General features: G+C 46.0%; 18 protein-coding genes. 7 read left to right on the top strand and 11 right to left on the bottom strand.

Translation table 11 applies throughout. The annotated features are described in order from the left end of the window. Positions 1-377: 377 nt before the first annotated feature. A complete protein-coding gene (gene yjeH, locus K0I62_RS17940) occupies positions 378-1,640 on the bottom strand; it encodes an L-methionine/branched-chain amino acid transporter (protein ID WP_220069382.1) in 1,263 nt (420 codons plus the stop codon). Positions 1,641-1,798: 158 nt separating this feature from the next. Here yjeH and K0I62_RS17945 point away from each other — a divergent pair, with 158 nt between their 5' ends. The 5 genes from K0I62_RS17945 to K0I62_RS17965 all read left to right on the top strand — a co-directional run bounded on the left by K0I62_RS17945 (position 1,799) and on the right by K0I62_RS17965 (position 7,369). After that, positions 1,799-2,227, top strand: a complete 429-nt coding sequence (locus K0I62_RS17945; protein ID WP_220069383.1) for an Lrp/AsnC family transcriptional regulator — start codon at positions 1,799-1,801, stop codon at positions 2,225-2,227. Positions 2,228-2,346: 119 nt separating this feature from the next. Next, positions 2,347-4,050 (top strand): 2-succinyl-5-enolpyruvyl-6-hydroxy-3-cyclohexene-1-carboxylic-acid synthase, encoded by a 1,704-nt coding sequence (menD, locus tag K0I62_RS17950; RefSeq protein ID WP_220069384.1) that lies wholly within the window; start codon positions 2,347-2,349, stop codon positions 4,048-4,050. Continuing rightward, the gene (gene menH, locus K0I62_RS17955; protein ID WP_258405042.1) at positions 4,032-4,832 is read left to right on the top strand and encodes a 2-succinyl-6-hydroxy-2,4-cyclohexadiene-1-carboxylate synthase; all 801 of its coding nucleotides are present in this window, start codon (positions 4,032-4,034) and stop codon (positions 4,830-4,832) included. The genes menD and menH overlap by 19 nt, the downstream gene beginning before the upstream one ends. Next, positions 4,829-5,860 carry an o-succinylbenzoate synthase gene (menC, locus tag K0I62_RS17960; protein ID WP_220069385.1) on the top strand — a complete coding sequence of 344 codons (1,032 nt, stop codon included), beginning with the start codon at positions 4,829-4,831 and terminating at the stop codon, positions 5,858-5,860. Before menH ends, menC begins: the two co-directional genes overlap by 4 nt. A gap of 9 nt (positions 5,861-5,869) precedes the next feature. Then, entirely contained in the window at positions 5,870-7,369 is a 1,500-nt protein-coding gene (locus tag K0I62_RS17965; protein ID WP_220069386.1) for an AMP-binding protein, read from the top strand. A 171-nt stretch (positions 7,370-7,540) separates the two neighbouring features. Here K0I62_RS17965 and rpoH read toward each other — a convergent pair whose 3' ends face one another. The 4 genes from rpoH to ftsY form a co-directional block, all read right to left on the bottom strand. After that, complete coding sequence (rpoH, locus tag K0I62_RS17970) at positions 7,541-8,398, bottom strand: RNA polymerase sigma factor RpoH (protein WP_220069387.1); 858 nt, start codon at positions 8,396-8,398, stop codon at positions 7,541-7,543. Between the two features lie 232 nt (positions 8,399-8,630). Continuing rightward, the gene (gene ftsX, locus K0I62_RS17975) at positions 8,631-9,596 is read right to left on the bottom strand and encodes a permease-like cell division protein FtsX (RefSeq protein WP_220069388.1); all 966 of its coding nucleotides are present in this window, start codon (positions 9,594-9,596) and stop codon (positions 8,631-8,633) included. Positions 9,597-9,610: 14 nt separating this feature from the next. After that, positions 9,611-10,294 (bottom strand): cell division ATP-binding protein FtsE, encoded by a 684-nt coding sequence (gene ftsE, locus K0I62_RS17980; RefSeq protein ID WP_220069389.1) that lies wholly within the window; start codon positions 10,292-10,294, stop codon positions 9,611-9,613. Between the two features lie 90 nt (positions 10,295-10,384). After that, positions 10,385-12,031 (bottom strand): signal recognition particle-docking protein FtsY, encoded by a 1,647-nt coding sequence (gene ftsY, locus K0I62_RS17985; RefSeq protein ID WP_220069390.1) that lies wholly within the window; start codon positions 12,029-12,031, stop codon positions 10,385-10,387. Positions 12,032-12,280: 249 nt separating this feature from the next. On the opposite strand from ftsY, the gene rsmD reads away from it, so the two are divergent. Next, positions 12,281-12,856: a 16S rRNA (guanine(966)-N(2))-methyltransferase RsmD gene (rsmD, locus tag K0I62_RS17990; RefSeq protein ID WP_220069391.1), complete on the top strand. Its 576-nt coding sequence runs from the start codon at positions 12,281-12,283 to the stop codon at positions 12,854-12,856. Between the two features lie 19 nt (positions 12,857-12,875). Further along, on the top strand, positions 12,876-13,151 hold the full coding sequence (locus K0I62_RS17995) for a DUF1145 domain-containing protein (protein ID WP_220069392.1): 276 nt from the start codon (positions 12,876-12,878) through the stop codon (positions 13,149-13,151). Between the two features lie 67 nt (positions 13,152-13,218). On the opposite strand, the gene K0I62_RS18000 is transcribed toward K0I62_RS17995, so the two are convergent. The 6 genes from K0I62_RS18000 to gspI all read right to left on the bottom strand — a co-directional run bounded on the left by K0I62_RS18000 (position 13,219) and on the right by gspI (position 17,866). Beyond that, positions 13,219-13,980, bottom strand: coding sequence for a type II secretion system protein N (locus K0I62_RS18000; RefSeq protein WP_220069393.1), 762 nt, complete (start codon positions 13,978-13,980; stop codon positions 13,219-13,221). Positions 13,981-14,001: 21 nt separating this feature from the next. Further along, positions 14,002-14,478, bottom strand: a complete 477-nt coding sequence (locus K0I62_RS18005) for a type II secretion system protein M (RefSeq protein WP_220069394.1) — start codon at positions 14,476-14,478, stop codon at positions 14,002-14,004. Continuing rightward, positions 14,479-15,669 (bottom strand): type II secretion system protein GspL, encoded by a 1,191-nt coding sequence (gene gspL / locus K0I62_RS18010; RefSeq protein WP_220069395.1) that lies wholly within the window; start codon positions 15,667-15,669, stop codon positions 14,479-14,481. Positions 15,670-15,755: 86 nt separating this feature from the next. After that, on the bottom strand, positions 15,756-16,754 hold the full coding sequence (gene gspK, locus K0I62_RS18015; protein WP_220069396.1) for a type II secretion system minor pseudopilin GspK: 999 nt from the start codon (positions 16,752-16,754) through the stop codon (positions 15,756-15,758). Beyond that, on the bottom strand, positions 16,747-17,514 hold the full coding sequence (gene gspJ / locus K0I62_RS18020; RefSeq protein WP_220069397.1) for a type II secretion system minor pseudopilin GspJ: 768 nt from the start codon (positions 17,512-17,514) through the stop codon (positions 16,747-16,749). The genes gspK and gspJ overlap by 8 nt, the downstream gene beginning before the upstream one ends. Then, on the bottom strand, positions 17,495-17,866 hold the full coding sequence (gene gspI, locus K0I62_RS18025; protein ID WP_350354794.1) for a type II secretion system minor pseudopilin GspI: 372 nt from the start codon (positions 17,864-17,866) through the stop codon (positions 17,495-17,497). The genes gspJ and gspI overlap by 20 nt, the downstream gene beginning before the upstream one ends. Positions 17,867-17,874: the final 8 nt, after the last annotated feature.

Here is a 17,874-nt window from a genome sequence, read left to right on the forward strand (position 1 = left end):
CTGCCAGATAGTAGATAAAACATAGACTAAAAAACATCTCACAAGGATATCAAAAGGAGTTATATCGTGAAAAACTCACCAGAACGCCAGTGATACCAATGAGTATAAAGATGTGATCGCTCAGCGACGATTTAGCACTAAAGATTAGCGCTGATGAGGTCTTGTATGTAGGGAACATACAAGACCTCACAAGGGAATAACCATTCCACCATCCATTGCCTTGAATGAGTTGCCAAGAAACACGCTGAGTCGATCATTTTGATACTGATTGGTATACGTTTTTAATGAACAAGCCAGCGCCCGCTCGTGCAGTGGGCGTGTGATGGCAAGGACAAACTTAACACTGGGTTATTGTTCTTGAGATTTAAATGTCCATCTTAAAGATTAGTTAAGGCAATATTTTTACGGACATGGTGAGTCTTTTGCCACCACAGTAAAGGCGCAACAACAACAGTCAATGAAACGGCGTAGAGCATATTCGCTCCTAACGCGATGGCCATCATCAGGCAAAACAACACGCCACAAACCACTAACGGCAGATAACGCTTTCTAAGCAGTTTTGCTGCGGCCAGCATTGCTGCAAAATAGATGATGACAAAAATACCGTTAGTCCAGGCAATCAAATGCTCAAGTTCTTGACCAAACAGGTAGGTAAGTACGATAACTCCAGCCATGGTCAACAATACCGCTGTCAGCGCTCTTACGGGGACTCGATGTTGATTAAGTTGATCGAAATAACGTGGCAATACACCTTCACGGCTAAAGCTCCAAATCAATCTAGCGACACTGGCGGTATAGACATTTACCGTTGATAAGCCGCCCGCAATGCCAAGCACTCCGATGATCTGTGCGCCATAACCACCAACGAGCTGGTCAAAAGCAACGACCATAGCTAAACCATCGGTTGGCGGCACAAATAATAACAGGAGGGTACAGGCAACATAAACGAGTCCGACTAGGACGGTGCCAATAATCATTGAGGGTAACATGTCTCTATTTGGATTTTTGAAATCACCAGCAAGATGGGTCATCGCTTCTATGCCGAGAAAACTCCAGAAAGCGATACCTGCCGCTGCCATCACTAAGCTCATATCACTACCAGCCGCAGGAACGGCAAGCTCAAGGTCGCTCAACTTTGCCCCACCAGCACCAAACATGACCACCACAACTGTGACTATCGCGATCGTTAAGGCAAATTGCAGCTTGGCAGAAACTTGAATACCCCTGAGATTGATTGCCAGCAGCACAACCAACAGCATCAACTCGGTCAGCACTTGCTTCCAGCCCGATAGCGGAACCAGCTCATTAACGAACTGAAACGTCATCATAATTGCAGCGGGTGCACCAAGGGGAACCACCAACAGAAAAATCAAACCTATTGTTCGACCTGCGGTGCGACCAAAGGCCTTTTCGACAAAATAAGCAGGCCCAGCAGCATGGGGAAACACACCCGCAAGACGACCAAATACCAAAGTGACAGGAATAATAGCCAAGGTCAGTAATATCCAGGTAAGCAATGCGCCCGACCCAGCTAATGCGATGGTCATCTGCGGGAGAATGAACACCCCTGTACCTAACAAAGTGGTGGCCATCAAACCTGCGCCCTGCCAACGACCTATGGAGCCTTGGATCTGGTTCATCTTCTCATCTACTAGGGTTATTAATCGCTTTAGTATAGACTGAGCCGCAGGTACAAACTGTCATACCATTCCGACGAAGCTATGCCGACAACCTGCATTTTAACGGAATTTCCACAATAAACCGACAATTCGTCGCCTTATTACAGAGAGAATGAATCTTGGACAAATTCGATCAGGCAATCATCACCGCACTGAGACAAGATGCCAGACAAAGCGTTTCCAGTATCGCTGACACCGTGAGCCTATCTCGAAGCGCAGTGTCTGAGCGGATCAAAAAACTCGAACAAACCGGTATTATTCGCGGCTATCAGGTTTTACTCAGTGAATCTCAAAAAGAGGGCGTTTCCGCTTATTTTGAGATCCAACATCGCTGTCCTCGCTGCGCCGATGTCGTACACGTGTTTCAATCAATCCCTGAAGTTGTCACCTGCCGCGGTATTACTGGCGATATGGATTTACTCGTCTATGTACAAGCTGAGTCGATGCGGCGCTTACATGAAATTAGAGAGTACATCGACGCCCAAACCGATATCATCAAAATAAAAACCCATGTCGTAATGAGCGAGTGGATCGATAATCAGGGGTAGCTGTTTACGCTACTAAGTTAAGCCACGAACTTGGCTTTCATTAACAGTTTAGTGGCTTAGTTTCCCTTAAAGTTAAGTTCAAGATAAACTAATACAATCATTACCTTGGCCAACCAATTATGCAGATTGAAAAAACAGCCGAATTAAATCTACTTTGGGGTTCCCTCATTTTAGAAGAACTTGCACGCCTCGGCGTTCAGCACGTGTGTATGGCGCCGGGTTCTCGCTCAACGCCATTAACTCTTGCGGCGGCAAAACAAACTAAATTAAAGCAACATCTGCATTTCGATGAACGTGGATTAGCCTTTATGGCGCTGGGATTGGCTAAAGCCAGTTGTGCACCCGTGGCCATTATTACCACTTCTGGTACGGCTGTCGCTAATCTGTATCCGGCTATCGTCGAAGCTTGGTTAACTCAGGTGCCATTGATTGTATTGTCGGGCGACAGGCCACCTGAATTGCTCGATTGCGGCGCCAATCAAGCGATTGTTCAACCTGCTATTTTTGCCAACTATGCCAAGCAGGTAAATCTCCCGACACCGGATCTGAGCATTCGGCCAGAAGCCCTACTGACCACCTTAGATGCGGCCATCGCTAACCAAACTCAGCCCGTGCATATTAACTGTATGTATCGAGAGCCGCTTTATCCTGACACCATGAGCGCCGACTTTAGCGACTATTTGAGCACGCTCGGAAATTGGCAACATACCTCATTGCCTTACACTCAATATGCTAGGACCCAAGTTGAAAGCGCACCAACACCCGATGCGCTAGCGAGGTTTGTCCATGGAAAAGGCGTTATCGTGGTCGGTACACTCGCGCCACAACAGCGTCCTGAACTTATTGTCGAGCTAGCACATAAACTTGGATGGCCAGTGCTGACTGATGCGCAATCTCAGCTGAGACAGCATGGTGCAACCATCGGCAATATCGATCAATTACTCTTGCTGCCCAAAGCCAAAGCATTATTGCAACAGGCCGATAAGGTATTAGTATTTGGTGGACGTTTGTTGTCTAAACGCCTGATTAACTACCTAGATGAGCAGAAATGGAAAAACTACTGGCAAGTATTACCCCTGCAGCAAAGGTTAGATCCAAGCCACAGTGCAAAACAGATCTGGCTAAACTCAGTAAGTTCATTTACCTCACTACCTTGGCAAAGATCATCTGAGGCCAACTGGGCCACGCCGCTGATCGAGCTCAATGAAAGATTAGCCACTCTGTTTGAGCGGCAGATCGACCAAGGAGAGTTTGGTGAGGCGCAAGTTATCCGCGCCATTGCAAGTCAAACCGATCAACAATTGTTCATTGGTAACAGCTTACCCGTGCGGCTATATGATATGTATGCGCCAATCACAGCGATGGCATCCTCTGTCTACACTAACCGTGGCGCATCGGGTATCGATGGATTACTGGCAACGGCATGTGGCATTGCCGCACATAAGAAACAGCCGACAACGCTTATCATTGGCGACCTGTCTCAATTACATGATCTAAATTCGTTAGCGATCGCAGCCAAACAATCGAGCCCGTTAGTGATAGTGATCCTCAATAATGATGGCGGCAATATTTTCAATCTATTACCTGTACCCGATGAGAAACTGCGTAGCGATTACTACCGGCTATCCCATGGTTTTGAGTTCGGTTACGGTGCAGCTATGTTCGGTATTGCCTATAACCAAGTCGATGATATTGTCAGCTTTAATGAGGTCTACCGTGATGCCCTCGCCCACCATGGCCCGTCAGTAATAGAGGTGAGTGTCGCGCAAGATCAGGCCAGTAATCAGATAGCAAAAATCTCAGCATGGATAAGACAGAGCTAATATTAGCCTCAAGTTGCTATGGCAATCCGTCAAAGCCTGCCCTGGTATTACTACATGGATTTTTAGGCGATAAGCAAGATTGGCAAGCATTAATGCCAAGCCTGAGTCAGCACTTTTATTGTGTCTGTCTCGATTTACCAGGTCATGGCAATAGCCCTAGCATCACACTTGATAAGCCGGGGTTTATACAGGTATCACAACTGATTGAGCATACTCTTGCGGCACTTAATGTGTCTCGCTTCCACCTGCTCGGGTATTCATTAGGTGGCCGCATCGCGCTGCATATTGTCCAGTTAATGCCAGATAAGATACTTAGCGTAACACTCGAATCTTGCCATTATGGTCTCGATAATCAGACGTTACGCGATGATAGAATCCAAAGCGACGAGCTGTGGGATGAACGCCTGCAAAATCTGACAATGAGCGAATTTCTGTCGCTTTGGTATCGCCAAGGCGTATTTGCTGACCTTACCGATGATACTCGATCGCAATTGATCAAACGTCGGGCTAACAATACCGCCGCAGGCCTTCGCAGCATCTATCTGGCAACTTCATTAGGGCAGCAACAAGATTTGTCCAATTTACCTAACCAATCAGCAAGTAATTGGCATTATTTTGTAGGTAAAGAAGACCAAAAATTTACCCATTTGGCACAGCGCTGGCAACACAAGGCGCCCATTACGCTGCATTATTTCGAAAATGCAGGTCATAATATTCACCTAACAAGTAGCCAAGCTTTTTGTGATACCTTGACTCTACACCTCCTTAAGGATCGAACATGACGCTCTTAACACTTAGTCTATACCGTTATCAGATCCCGCTCGATAAACTACTTCCAGTGGGAAATCAGCGTATTGAGACGCGAGAAGGTCTGGTGCTACAAGTAAGCACAGAAACACAGCAACAAGCAGTAGAAATATCGCCACTGTCGGGTATCGATATTGATGAGCAGCCAATAAAAGGTTTTAGTCAGGAAAGCATTGCAGAGATCATACACGCCCTCACCGAATCTATGCCGTCGCTGCAAGGAGAACCGATAGACAAGCTCTTAGATATTGCTGACACTACGCCACTGGCATCACTCGCCTATGGCCTAAGCCTGTTACACACCAAACTGGATGGAAAACTATCCCTTTACCGTGACAACGCAAGCACTATTCCGCTGATTTACCGCCATCAAGATGAAGCGACAGCGCATTTACAGCAACGCGTTAGCGCATTGAGTAACAAGGTGCATGCGGTAAAGGTAAAAGTCGGACAAACCTCGATGGAAGATGAGCTCCTACTCATCCATCAAATCTTGGCTATTCGTCCCGATCTCAAGCTTAGGCTCGATGCCAATCGCGCTTTTACCTTAGAGCAAGCCATCGATTTCTGCGCTTGCCTGCCACTCGCTTCGATTGAGTATATTGAAGAGCCTTGCCGCAGTGCCAAAGATAACGTGCAACTTTTCCAAGCTGTGGGTATTCCTTTTGCGCTAGATGAAAGCCTCAACGATATCAATTATCAATTTAACATGCTCCCAGGGCTAACCGCTCTCGTGCTTAAGCCTATGTTAATAGGCCATCTTAATCGCTTACAGCAACTTATCGAAGAAGCCCATGCTAATGGCGTTAGAGCAATTATTAGCTCAAGCCTAGAAACGAGCCTTGGCATCGAAGCACTCAAAGCGATAAGCCAGGAATGTACGCCAGATGAAATTCCAGGGTTAGATACTTTATCGGCCTTTAGCAGCGATCTTATTGTCTCTAGTGGAAAACCGCGCTGCTTAGCTATCGACGATTTAACGCTGATTGAGCAATGTAAATAGGAGTTGTTGGTGGCCTTACTCATTTCACCTCTGCACCACAGTGCTGCGACAGCACCAAAACAAACGGCGCTCAATTTTTGGCAGAATAAGGCATACCACAGCCTAAGTTATCGTGAACTGAGTGTCATCGTCACATCAGTTGCCACCCATCTTAAACAAGTAGGGCTTAAACCAGGTGATCGTTTAGCCTGTATCGACAATAATTCAAAAGAGATGGTCATTCTGTATTGGGCATGTATCGATGCTCGTATCATCTTTTGCCCTTTATCACCCCGATTTCCAAAAATACAAATTAGTGAGTTAAGTCAACGCTATCAGTTCGATAGGTTCTGGGCCCCGCAACAATTTCAACATCTTTTGCCTGAATCATCTCTAGAGATAGATTTTATAACAACCGTACTTAACGCTACTCCTAAGACAATTGATAGCTCACAGCCAGCCAATATCATTTTGACCTCAGGTAGCAGCGGCCAACCTAAAGCCGCAGTGCATTGCTTAGCTAACCATATCTCCAGCGCCAGAGGCTCAAGCGAGCTCATTGCGGTTAATCAAGGTGACAACTGGCTGCTGTCGCTACCGCTGTTTCATATCGGCGGGCTCGCGATCATCAATCGCTGTGCCCTCGCTCAGGCGGCGATAACACTCCCCGCGACCAAATTATCGCTAGTCGAACAACTAAAACAGCTACGCCTGACCCATCTTTCTTTGGTTGCAACCCAGCTTATTAGGTTACTGGAACAAGACAAAAATGCCCTGATAGGTATAAAGGCACTACTCCTTGGCGGCGGGGCAATTGGGGCGTCGCTACTGGAGAAACTCAAACCGCTTGGAATAAATGCTTATACCAGCTACGGCATGACAGAAATGAGTTCTCAGATCACCACGGGGCTAGCCACCAATAAAGGCAGCAGTGGTAAGCTATTAGCTGGACGAGAGTTAAAGATTGTTGACCAGCAAATTTATGTCAAAGGTGAAACCCTGTTTATGGGCTACCTAACACCTAAAAGCCCCTGCAAAAGACCACAGCCAAAACCCCAAGAATTATCTCAGCAGTTATCACAAGAATTACCATCAGAGATACACCGAGATATATCACAAGATAATGAAATGCTTTGGCGGCCAACAGACAGCGAAGGCTGGTTTAACACTCAGGATTTAGGTTACTGGAACACGGATGGCGATTTAGTCATTATCGGCCGTGCCGACAATATGTTTGTTTGTGGTGGCGAAAATGTGCAGCCTGAAGAGATTGAAGCGGCCCTTAAGCGGCATCCAGAGATCACCGATGCGATTGTATTTCCAATACCAGACAGTGAATTTGGTTTCCTTCCTGCTGCGATTATCAACGGCAGTGTGAGCGATACCAGCAGCCTTGATGATTTTATACGCCAATATGTTGCTAGCTTTAAACGCCCAAGGCAATATTTTGCGTGGCCCAATATCGAAAGTACTAGCCTTAAGATCTCCCGAAAACAGCTTATCGCGGCAGTATCTAACCCTCTGGCATAAGCGAGTTCTAATACCAATTAGTATAAAGATCTGATCGCTGAGCGACGTTTAACACTAAGGTTAGCGCTTATGTGGCAAGGTCTTTAATTGCTGATTGGTATAACTGCTGTCTATTGATTTTTTGACACAAAAAAGCCTGCTCATAAGCAGGCTTTTTCATTAAATAGTGGCTTAGACTTCCATCCGCCCTTTGAGCTTATTCATGGCGTTCTTTTCTAACTGCCTGATACGCTCAGCAGAGACTTGATAGGTTTCTGCCAGCTCTTGCAATGTCGTTTTCTCATCATTCAACCAACGCGCTTGTAAGATATGTTGGCTACGCTCATCAAGAGTTTTGATCGCTGCTAACAGTCGAGTTTGGTTATCTGATTCAAAGTTATCATTTTCTACCTGCGAAGCCAGATCTGAAGAGTGATCTTCAAGGTAGTGCACTGGTGAATAATCTTGATCATCATCGTTATCGCTCGCCAGATCGAATGCAGGATCTTGCGCTGCCATACGTGATTCCATTTCGGTCACATCGGCTTTAGAGACACCCAAATTTTCGGCAACCATAGTCACCTCTTCATCACTAAACCAGCCAAGACGTTTCTTAGCTTTGCGTAGATTGAAGAACAATTTGCGTTGCGCCTTAGTGGTCGCCACTTTAACGATACGCCAGTTTTTGAGCACATATTCATGGATCTCAGCTTTAATCCAATGAACAGCAAAAGAGACAAGACGGACACCCACATCAGGATCAAAACGTTTTACCGCCTTCATCAAACCAATGTTACCCTCTTGGATAAGATCTGCCTGTGGCAGGCCATAACCAGAATAACCTTTAGCGACATGAACAACGAAACGAAGATGAGACATAATCAACTGCTTCGCAGCCTGAAGGTCACCAGTCTCTTGCAGACGCTTGGCTAGCTCATACTCTTCCTGAGGCTCCAACATACTGATGTTGTGCGCAGAATGAATATAAGCCTCTAAGCTACCGCTGCTTTGAGGGACAACTAGTGCCATTGATTGCGTTTGACTTGTCATTAACGCTCCTACTTCTTATCTTTCAAAAATTTAAAACTCTAAATGCCAACAGCTTAGAAAGCCGAGACGCCTTGCAACGCTTTACAGCAGTCGTTTTACACAAGGATAAGCTGATGAACTATCAACGATCTGACAGTCTATGTCAATATTCTAGGCCAAGCAGATGCCAATTTCACCCAAAACTATAGACATTTCAAGTGAACAATAGTTCATAAAGATGACGACAACGTGATCACGATGGCTCTATCGCGCGCAGATGTTGGCGCACAGAAAGATAGGAACCTAGCCAACCTAAAAACGAGGCAAGCAACACTAATTGACCTAACTCAACCAATGTTAATGATTGCATCTCTAAACTACTACCGTAGAGCCCCAACAGATCGGCAAGTGCACCATCAAGATACCACACCAGTACATTAATAATAAGCCAAGCTAAAATACCACCTATCACTCCAAACCAGATCCCAGTATAAAGAAAGGGACGCTGGATAAAGCTCTCGGTGGCTCCAACTAACTTCATCACCTCAATTTCAGTGCGCCGATTCATGATTGCTAACCGAATGGTGTTACCAATCACCAGCACTACAGCCAAAACCAACAATACCGCAATCGCCAAAACGGTGCGCTCTAATAGTCTCACGACGGCTTGCAAACGCTCTAGCCACTCAATATCTAAACGACCAAAGCTGACTTCAGGTTCTAACTCCAGTTTTTTTAACAGCTCTCTGGCGCCATTAGGGCTAGCATATTTAAGCCCTGGGGTAACGGTTATCACTGCGGGTAATGGATTTTCATCTAAATAGGCTATCGCCTCACCAAATCCAGACAGACGTTGAAATTCCTCCAATGCCTGATCGCGATTGATATAGCTAACGGCACTCACCTCTGTATACGCGCTAATACGAGTGATCAAGCTCTGTACCGTACGTTCGCTGCGACCCTCATTAATAAACAGGGATATCTCAGCTGCACTGTTCCATGATTGAGTAATTGTTTCAGCATTCTTAACCAACACTTGTAATGCCGCGGGCAGACTCAGACTGACGCCTAGTACCGCCATCGTCATCAGTGATGAGATAGGATTTCGCCACAACTCCCCCATGCTCCCCATAGCATGTTGAATATGGCGGATAAAGAACATCACAATGCGCCCTGTAAAAGGGAGTTTGCTGCGAACTAATTGAGGTTTCTGACTCATCTTTAGCTCCTCAATTACAGGTTAGGTGCAGGTGAAAGCTCTTCACCACCAAGTATTCGACCTTGCTTCAAGGTCAAGGTACGATATTTCATTCGCGCGATTAACCCAAGATCATGAGTCGCGATAAGTACGGTAGTGCCCGAATCGTTAAAGGTCTCAAACAGGCGCAAAATATCCATGGACAACTTGGGATCTAAGTTACCCGTAGGCTCATCGGCCAAGAGCAGTGGAGGCTTGTTGACAATCGCACGAGCAATACCCACTCGTTGCTGCTCACCGCCAGATAACATGATCGGATGATGGCGCTCTTTGCCATACAGCCCCACCATATCGAGTGCGGCCAGAACCCGCTTTTTTATCTCATGCAGTGCAAAACCTTCGATAACCAGAGGTAAGGCGATATTGTCAAATACACTACGATCCATCAGTAAGTGATGATTTTGGAAAATCATGCCAATATCACGGCGAAGATAGGGCACATCTTTAGGGCGGATATTAGCAATATCATGGCCGTTAATCGAAACACGCCCCGCATTTGCCCGTTCAATCACGGTAATTAATTTGAGCAAGGTACTCTTACCCGCACCAGAGTGGCCAGTTAAAAATGCCATCTCTCCACGTTGCAGGTGGAAACTGACATCGCTGAGCGCCTTCTGTCCACCAGAATAAATCTTACTCACTTGCTCAAATCGAATCATAAATGCCCAATCTTAGTTATTGCAAAGGTCTGCCTAGAGAAAGTGCGCCAGCAAAAGCCCTCCTAATGGAGGGCTGCACTTGCAAGAAAGTTACTCTTGTTCACCTTCTTGACTAAATAATGCATCGACAAAATCTTTGGCATCGAATGGTCGTAGATCATCTATCTGCTCACCAACACCAATATGACGAATAGGAATACCAAACTTATCAGCAATAGCGAAAATAACCCCCCCTTTTGCTGTGCCGTCTAGCTTACTGATGGTGATCCCTGTGACACCAACCGCTTCTTTAAATAGCTGCGCTTGGCTGATCGCATTCTGTCCAGTGCTCGCATCTAGGGTTAACATCACCTCATGAGGCGCCGACTCGTCAAGCTTTTTCATTACCCGAACCACTTTTTTGAGCTCATCCATTAAATGAGCTTTATTCTGTAATCGACCCGCGGTATCGGCAATCAGCACATCGATTTTACGAGCACGAGCCGCTTGCAACGCATCAAACAACACCGACGCACTATCAGCACCGGTATGCTGCGCAACAACTGGGATATCATTGCGTTGTCCCCATACTTGTAGCTGCTCTACCGCTGCAGCGCGGAAGGTATCACCAGCCGCTAACATGACAGACTTGCCTTGTTTTTGATACTGTTTTGCCAGTTTACCTATGGTGGTCGTTTTACCTACACCGTTGACGCCCACCATTAAAATAACGAAAGGCCCATCGGCATTTTCTGGCACTAACGGTACACTCACAGGATCTAGCGTCTTCTGCATCTCTTCACGCATAAGATCATAGAGTGCTTCGCCATCTTTAAGCTGCTTGCGACTTGCTTGCTCTGTCAGACTTTTAATTAAACGTGTGGTTGTTTCAACGCCCACATCGGCAATTAATAGCTGCTCTTCGAGTTCTTCAAACAGATCTTCATCGATCTTTTTACCTTTAAACAGACCGACAAAACCACTACCTATATTTTCACTGGTGCGCTTAAGGCCACGTTTAAGGCGAGCAAAGAAACCCTCCTTACTCGGTTTCTGCTGAGGTTCGGGCTGCGCTTCTGCTTGAGCTTCTAACCGAGCTTCAGGCTGCACTTCGACAGCGTCTTCTGCAGCTTCCACAACCACAACTTGCTCAGACGATAAACGATCAGCTTCTGCTTGTTCTGCAGCCAGACGTTCAGCCTCTACTTCCTCAGCAGCTAAGCGTGCCTCTTCTGCAAACTTAAGTGCGTTAACACGTTCTTGCTCAGCTTGCTCGGCCGCTAAACGTTCAGCTTCGATACGTTCAGCTTCGATACGTTCAGCTTCTGCTTGTTCTGCGGCTAAGCGGGCCTCTTCTGCTACCTTAAGTGCCTTAACACGTTCTTGCTCAGCTTGCTCGGCTGCTAAACGTTCAGCTTCGATACGTTCAGCTTCTGCTTGTTCTGCGGCTAAGCGTGCCTCTTCTGCTGCCTTAAGTGCCTTAACACGTTCTTGCTCAGCTTGCTCGGCTGCTAAACGTTCAGCTTCGATACGTTCAGCTTCTGCTTGTTCTGCGGCTAAGCGGGCCTCTTCAGCCACCTTAAGTGCGTTAACACGTTCCAGTTCGGCTTGCTCGGCTGCTAAACGTTCAGCTTCGATACGAGCAGCTTCCGCTTGCTCTGTTTGTTCTACTGCAGATGTTACTTCTACTTCTGGAGCCGCGACTTCCTCTTTCGATTTGTCTTTACGGAACCAGGAAAAAAAACCTTTCTTTGCCATGTGTAATACCAGTACTCAGCTAACTGATTTAAAATTCGGTATGAAGTCAATTTGTGCTAGTCATTATAACCAGATAGCGAGGCCAAATATGCAGAAAAACGCCGCATTTTTTCGTTAATACCAGCGTCTTTTCACCATTTTTGAGTGCTTTGAGTTAAAATAGCGACTTCAATTTAGCCCAACAGTCTATCACTTTCTCAGGTGAGGCGACATTAACGCTGAATTTAGCAAACAATCAACAGGTATAAGATGGCTAAGAATCGCCCCGCTAGCGGACAAGTAAGAATTATTGCAGGACAATGGCGCTCTAGACGCTTGCCTATTCACGATCTTGAAGGTCTACGTCCAACCACTGATAGAGTCAGAGAAACACTGTTTAACTGGCTTTCTGGCGATCTTGTCGGTGCTCGAGTCCTCGATTGTTTTGGTGGTAGTGGCGCGTTGGCGCTCGAAGCCCTTTCTCGATACGCGAAATACGCGAAGGTATTTGAACTGCAAGCGAGTGCCGCTAAGCAGCTACAGCAGAATCTAATCACTCTTAAATGTGAAACGGCCGACGTGATCCAAGGCAATAGCTTATCGTTGCTTGCACAAGCTCCCGATGAAGGATTCGATGTTGTATTTATCGACCCGCCTTTTCGCAAAAATCTGGCAGAGCAAAGTATCACTCTACTTAGCGAAAACCGTTGGCTAAACGAGAATGCACAGATCTACGTTGAAACCGAAAGCGAGTTAAGTCAACTCACTGTTCCAGCCGATTGGGTGCCGTTAAAAGAGAAAAAAGCCGGCCAAGTAATCTATCGCCTATACCAATACCAACCTTGATAGCCTAGAGAGATTTAAGATGAAAATGATGATCCTAGCGGGTAAAGCCATCACGCTGTTTGCGTGGGGAGTCATGCTCTACAACTTATTTATCCCCGTTGATGGAAATATCGGCACACTATTAACCATACTTCTAGTGATAACCCTAGTCATGCACTGTTTTCAAGTGCTTATATTTCACATGCTATTTAAATCACTCATGACGATACAGAAATCGCACTATTTGGCGGTACTACTCTTTGGTGTGTTTAGCTTATTGGACTATCGTCAACGCGTGTTGTTAACAAACAAATAGATAGCGCTCAAATGTGAGTCCACTAAAAAAGCACCCAAAGGTGCTTTTTTACTAGGTAAAACCAGAACTATAGACCGGGAATGCGCCCTTGATAACTAATAGGATAGAAGCCTTGGCTATCTTTTTTACCCAAAAAAGTCAGGGCCTGCTTTAGGTCATTGGGCTGTGCATCAGTTTCTTTTATCTTAGCAGTTACCTGTAACAGCTTATCGGCTTTCACTAAGGCATTACCGGTTAAGCCTAATTGATTCATAGTTTCATCGGTTGCGATCTTAATGTTGCCATCAACACAACTCAGCGCGACACTAACATCACCTAAGGGATATTGACCAAACTGGTTATTCACTTGCAACTGCTGAGCAAACAACTTGCCAGTAAGTTGCTCACACCAAGGCTGACCTTGATCTAGCTGCTGTACAATCAGACTAAAGTTACCTTTTACCTCAGCGCGAAAAGGAAGACGAGTATTGCCAATTAAAAAGTCACTTGGGGCATCAAATCTAAACTCTTTGGCATTAATACCCGACATAGATAGTGACACAAAACCTTTACCATTAACGGCACTGGCGCGATTACCAATAACGAAGTCAAGGTTGGCCTTGCCTAGAAATAAACCCCAAGGACTAAGCTGCCACTGAATCGACTCCAATTGACGCTTCTGTACTTTGACCAAATCTGCACTGCCTGACCAGATAGTGCCGGAAACACCACTTATGGCAATATTGTTGGGTAGCGGGGCTAATTTAACTGCAACGCTCGCAGGAAATAGCGCGATCAGAAAAACCAAGTAAACAGCGACACCAATAATAATTTTTTTAACTAAACTCACAACTACACCTTTAAACGCATATTACTGCGACAACTGTATACGACGGACTTTGACAAAACCTGGAGTATCCGATTGAGCCAAATCGATATTATCCAGCGATAAGCCCTTTTGCTGCACAAGATCACTCAAATAACCTAAAAGAGAGTCAAAAGGCACTTCATCCATCCAAACTTGAATTTTATTGCCTTGCGGCTGCATCCGAGTGATCTCTAGACCATAGCCTTTTGCACTCTGAGTCACCGCGGTACTCAAGCTGCCAGAAAACCCTTTTTGAACACCAGACTGTTTAAGACCAGCAATTTTATTCGCCGTTTGTTTTACATAGCTTAAGGTACTTTTTTGGGCTGTTAGCGATTGTAGAGCATCACTCTCAGCATCGCTTATTGGCGTCCAAATTCCCCAATAGAAAATACCAATGACAAGTACAACTGCACAGGCACCGACAAGCTGCTGCTCACGTAAAATTAACCCATTCCACCAAGTCTTAATGTTATCCATTTACTTGCTCCTCAGGGTTAAGGTACTGGTCACTTCATCTTCGCTACTATTCATTGCACCTGAATCGACCACAAACTGTTTGGTGATAAGCTCTTTAAACTGCTCTATTTGGGCATAGCTCTTGGCGGTTATTTGCATACGTAACTCATTGCGACCACTGTCAAAACGCAGGCTTGTCGGCTTTAAATCGGGCACCTTAGTAAAAGCGCCTGCGAGTTTATCTAACATGGTAAAGAATGCGGTGCCGCCACCAGATCCTTGTAAACTGCGTAGCTTACTCTCCATTTGAGAACGCACATTAACCACACGCGAACTGCCTACAACCTGCTTAAAAATCTGCTCGCTTTGCGCCTGTAGCTGTGCGCGCTCTGTATTCATCTCATGGATATTTAATCCTTTATTAACTAAAGCCAACACTAAGGCAACTAAGATCACTATGGCACTATTACGCCATAACATGAGGTGCTTACCGTACTCGCGCTTAGGCGTGTAAACGCCAGATAATAAGTTAAGTGGCGCGTTCAAAATACCCTTGGCTAACACTAACATCGGCAGATCTAGTGGCTGCTGTTGTTGCTCTACACCTTCAATATCCAGTTCACTGTAGCTGGCCAATGTAATAGGGCCATCTTGGTTTTGTGTTGCTAATTTAGGTAGCGCCGCAGCAAACCAATTTGCATCGAGACACACGCCAGCGCCACTACCCGTGCGGAGCAGATAATCTTGACCAAATTTCATCGCCGCCCACTGGCACTCTTGCAGCGGTAAGGCTAAACAGTCGGGAACGATTTGCTTGGCTTTAATGCCTGCATCGCTTAACCACGATAACCAGTTTTGCATCTGTTCATGAGCAACAACGGCCACGCTCAACGACTCACCTTCTCTTGGACCTGTAACGAAATGCAGCGCATCGACATTCTCTGCCAGATTTTCTTCAAGCATAAAGGGCAAGGCCTTCAACGCTTGACGCTGTCCTTTTTCAGGCAGCTGCACCGACGTTAGGGTGATCGCTGACGCAGGCACCAAGATATCGACCGGACGGTTACCCGCACGCTCTGCCAGAGTCGACAAAGCACTCGCATCAGCCAATTCGCCCGACGCGATGATCTCTTGCTCCTGCTCAGACCAAACAAGCCATGAGCAGTTTTGCTCTATGCTTTTTCCTAAACGGATAAATAATCGTTCACTCAATGTGTTTCTCCACAAGCCTGATAAAGTCCCGCTTTATTGACTCGTTTTATTCTACTTAACCTGCCGCTCACGAGCGACAAAGGTGGTTATTTCTGCCCGCCATATTGACGCGTCAATACTTCTAACTTGCTCTTGCCTGCAACTCGCAGCACGCTTTCTAAACGAAAGGTTGCACTATCCACTTTAGCGCCAGCTTCTAATAAAAAATACTGACTCTTGAGGCTAAAACTCGACGCTAAGTTTTGTTCAGTTCGCAGCCCGGAAATTGAACCATTAGCCCAAAAATCCTCAATGGTGTCATAACCATCACCCGGACGCTGATTAATAATACTTTCCGCTTCGCCAACGCTAATCTTGTTATCAAACATTCCCGCCAACAAAGCGGCATGCTCAACCTCTATGGTGTTAACGTTCAATACCTGCCGATCATTGCCCGGTATCGCACATACATAAGGCGCCAACTTTAGGTAAATATCCTGACTAAACCCAAGCACCGCTCGCAATTCACTGCGATGACTCATCAAGGTGTTTGCCGCTCGATACGGCACGGTTCTCGACTCGTAGTCGGCATCTTCGGCTCCGTATGGACTCGCTACCGTATCTTCATCGATGTAGTCTTTTAGGGTATGTGTCAGTCTTTCTGCAGAAAAATCATCCATCCCCAATGCCACTAACAAACCTTTAAACTGTGTCGCTGGCAGTGACAATTTAGGTTGACCATTTTCAACCTCTTTAGTCTCCATCGACAACGCATTGACATTAAAACAGGCTTGCATATCACTAATGTTGCCACCGAGCTCACCAAGCTCTGCAGGAAATACCACATCGGTTTGCGCCCAATACTGCTGTCTGTGGATCTTGCCCTCATCGGCATCTTCTAAATCTTGCTTAAGCACTTTCTTGGCTAATTCTTCTGCAGAGAGCGCATACCAATAGGCTTGATCATACTGTGCCAAGTTAATGGTCCTACGCACAGAAATCTGATTACGGCTGTTAATATTGGTAGCAATAATCGCGATCATCGCCACAATCAACAAAACAACAATCAACGCGACCCCGCGCTGTTTATGAGGAAAATTAGCCATTGTTGTCTATCTTCCTACCGTTATCATCTCGGTTGTTATTTTCGCCGCCTGTATTATTGCCGCCGCTATTGCCACCTGAATTATTACTACCGGAGTTATTATTGTCAGAATTACTATCGTTGTTATCATCGCTACTTTTCGTGGCGATTGCGCCTACGGGCAGCAGAAACTTACGTTGGATTTTGCCCAGCCCTTCGACCTCAACTTCCATCGCAATCCCTTTAGGAAGAGTTGTCGCTTCGACTTTGCGCTGCCACTTATCTTCCACGAAAAAAGAGTACTCAACCGACAGCACATTTCTTATCACTATGGTCTTTATCGGCTCTGCGCCAAATTCAGGCTCTGGATACGGAAAATACCAGCGCTCTAAATTATTATTTTGAACAACATAAGCTACTGACTGCACGCTACCACGAGGCAAGATGCCATCGGGGTTTAGCCAGCCAATACGATAAAAAACGATCGCTTCAGATTCAGAATCAAAGAGATCGGAACCTGTTTGCAGTACCGTACTACCACGACCACCTTCGAGCATTCTTGGCGTGCGAGCCACCATCTGGCCGAAATCTCGCTCCAATGCACCAAAGCCCTGCTGCAGGGATTTTAGTTTGACCGCAAACTCCTCGGTAGCGACATCGTTTTTCATGACCGTATGCAATACCGAGTTAGCTGCTAACCCCAGCATGGCAAAGATGGCGATAGCCACCAACATCTCCAACAGGGTAAAACCCCTAGCTGACCTATTCATCTTTGAACACATAACTGCTGATCTGAGTGATGATGCGCTTGTATCGCTCATCATCACTGACACTAATACGTATCATTCGAAAATTGTCATCTGTGGTTTTCACAACTTCCTTGCGCCAAAACCACTCTTTATCGGCTAAATCGACGCGCCCCTCTTTCTTGCCTAAATTAGGGAATTTACCCTCTAATCTGGCATCAACCATCTGATTACTTGCAACCCACTGCGCCAGCGTCCTCTCCTCTAAAATCGGCATGTTTGCCATCTGTTCACCAAGACTTTTGGTGATAGAGACCGCGGCAATGGCGAATACAGCCAAGGCCACAATCACTTCTAACAGAGTCATACCACGCTGGTTATGATTCAAAAAGAGGT

It is taken from the genome of Shewanella psychrotolerans, from assembly GCF_019457595.1.
Taxonomy (GTDB): domain Bacteria; phylum Pseudomonadota; class Gammaproteobacteria; order Enterobacterales; family Shewanellaceae; genus Shewanella; species Shewanella psychrotolerans.

Excerpts from the sequence above, each read along its gene's own strand:
- yjeH (WP_220069382.1), bottom strand. The coding sequence starts at position 1,640 with ATGAACCAGATCCAAGGCTCCATAGGTCGTTGGCAGGGCGCAGGTTTG.
- menD (WP_220069384.1), top strand. The coding sequence starts at position 2,347 with ATGCAGATTGAAAAAACAGCCGAATTAAATCTACTTTGGGGTTCCCTC.
- menH (WP_258405042.1), top strand. The coding sequence starts at position 4,032 with ATGGATAAGACAGAGCTAATATTAGCCTCAAGTTGCTATGGCAATCCG.
- menC (WP_220069385.1), top strand. The coding sequence starts at position 4,829 with ATGACGCTCTTAACACTTAGTCTATACCGTTATCAGATCCCGCTCGAT.
- rpoH (WP_220069387.1), bottom strand. The coding sequence starts at position 8,398 with ATGACAAGTCAAACGCAATCAATGGCACTAGTTGTCCCTCAAAGCAGC.
- ftsX (WP_220069388.1), bottom strand. The coding sequence starts at position 9,596 with ATGAGTCAGAAACCTCAATTAGTTCGCAGCAAACTCCCTTTTACAGGG.
- ftsE (WP_220069389.1), bottom strand. The coding sequence starts at position 10,294 with ATGATTCGATTTGAGCAAGTGAGTAAGATTTATTCTGGTGGACAGAAG.
- ftsY (WP_220069390.1), bottom strand. The coding sequence starts at position 12,031 with ATGGCAAAGAAAGGTTTTTTTTCCTGGTTCCGTAAAGACAAATCGAAA.
- rsmD (WP_220069391.1), top strand. The coding sequence starts at position 12,281 with ATGGCTAAGAATCGCCCCGCTAGCGGACAAGTAAGAATTATTGCAGGA.
- K0I62_RS17995 (WP_220069392.1), top strand. The coding sequence starts at position 12,876 with ATGAAAATGATGATCCTAGCGGGTAAAGCCATCACGCTGTTTGCGTGG.
- K0I62_RS18005 (WP_220069394.1), bottom strand. The coding sequence starts at position 14,478 with ATGGATAACATTAAGACTTGGTGGAATGGGTTAATTTTACGTGAGCAG.
- gspK (WP_220069396.1), bottom strand. The coding sequence starts at position 16,754 with ATGGCTAATTTTCCTCATAAACAGCGCGGGGTCGCGTTGATTGTTGTT.
- gspJ (WP_220069397.1), bottom strand. The coding sequence starts at position 17,514 with ATGTGTTCAAAGATGAATAGGTCAGCTAGGGGTTTTACCCTGTTGGAG.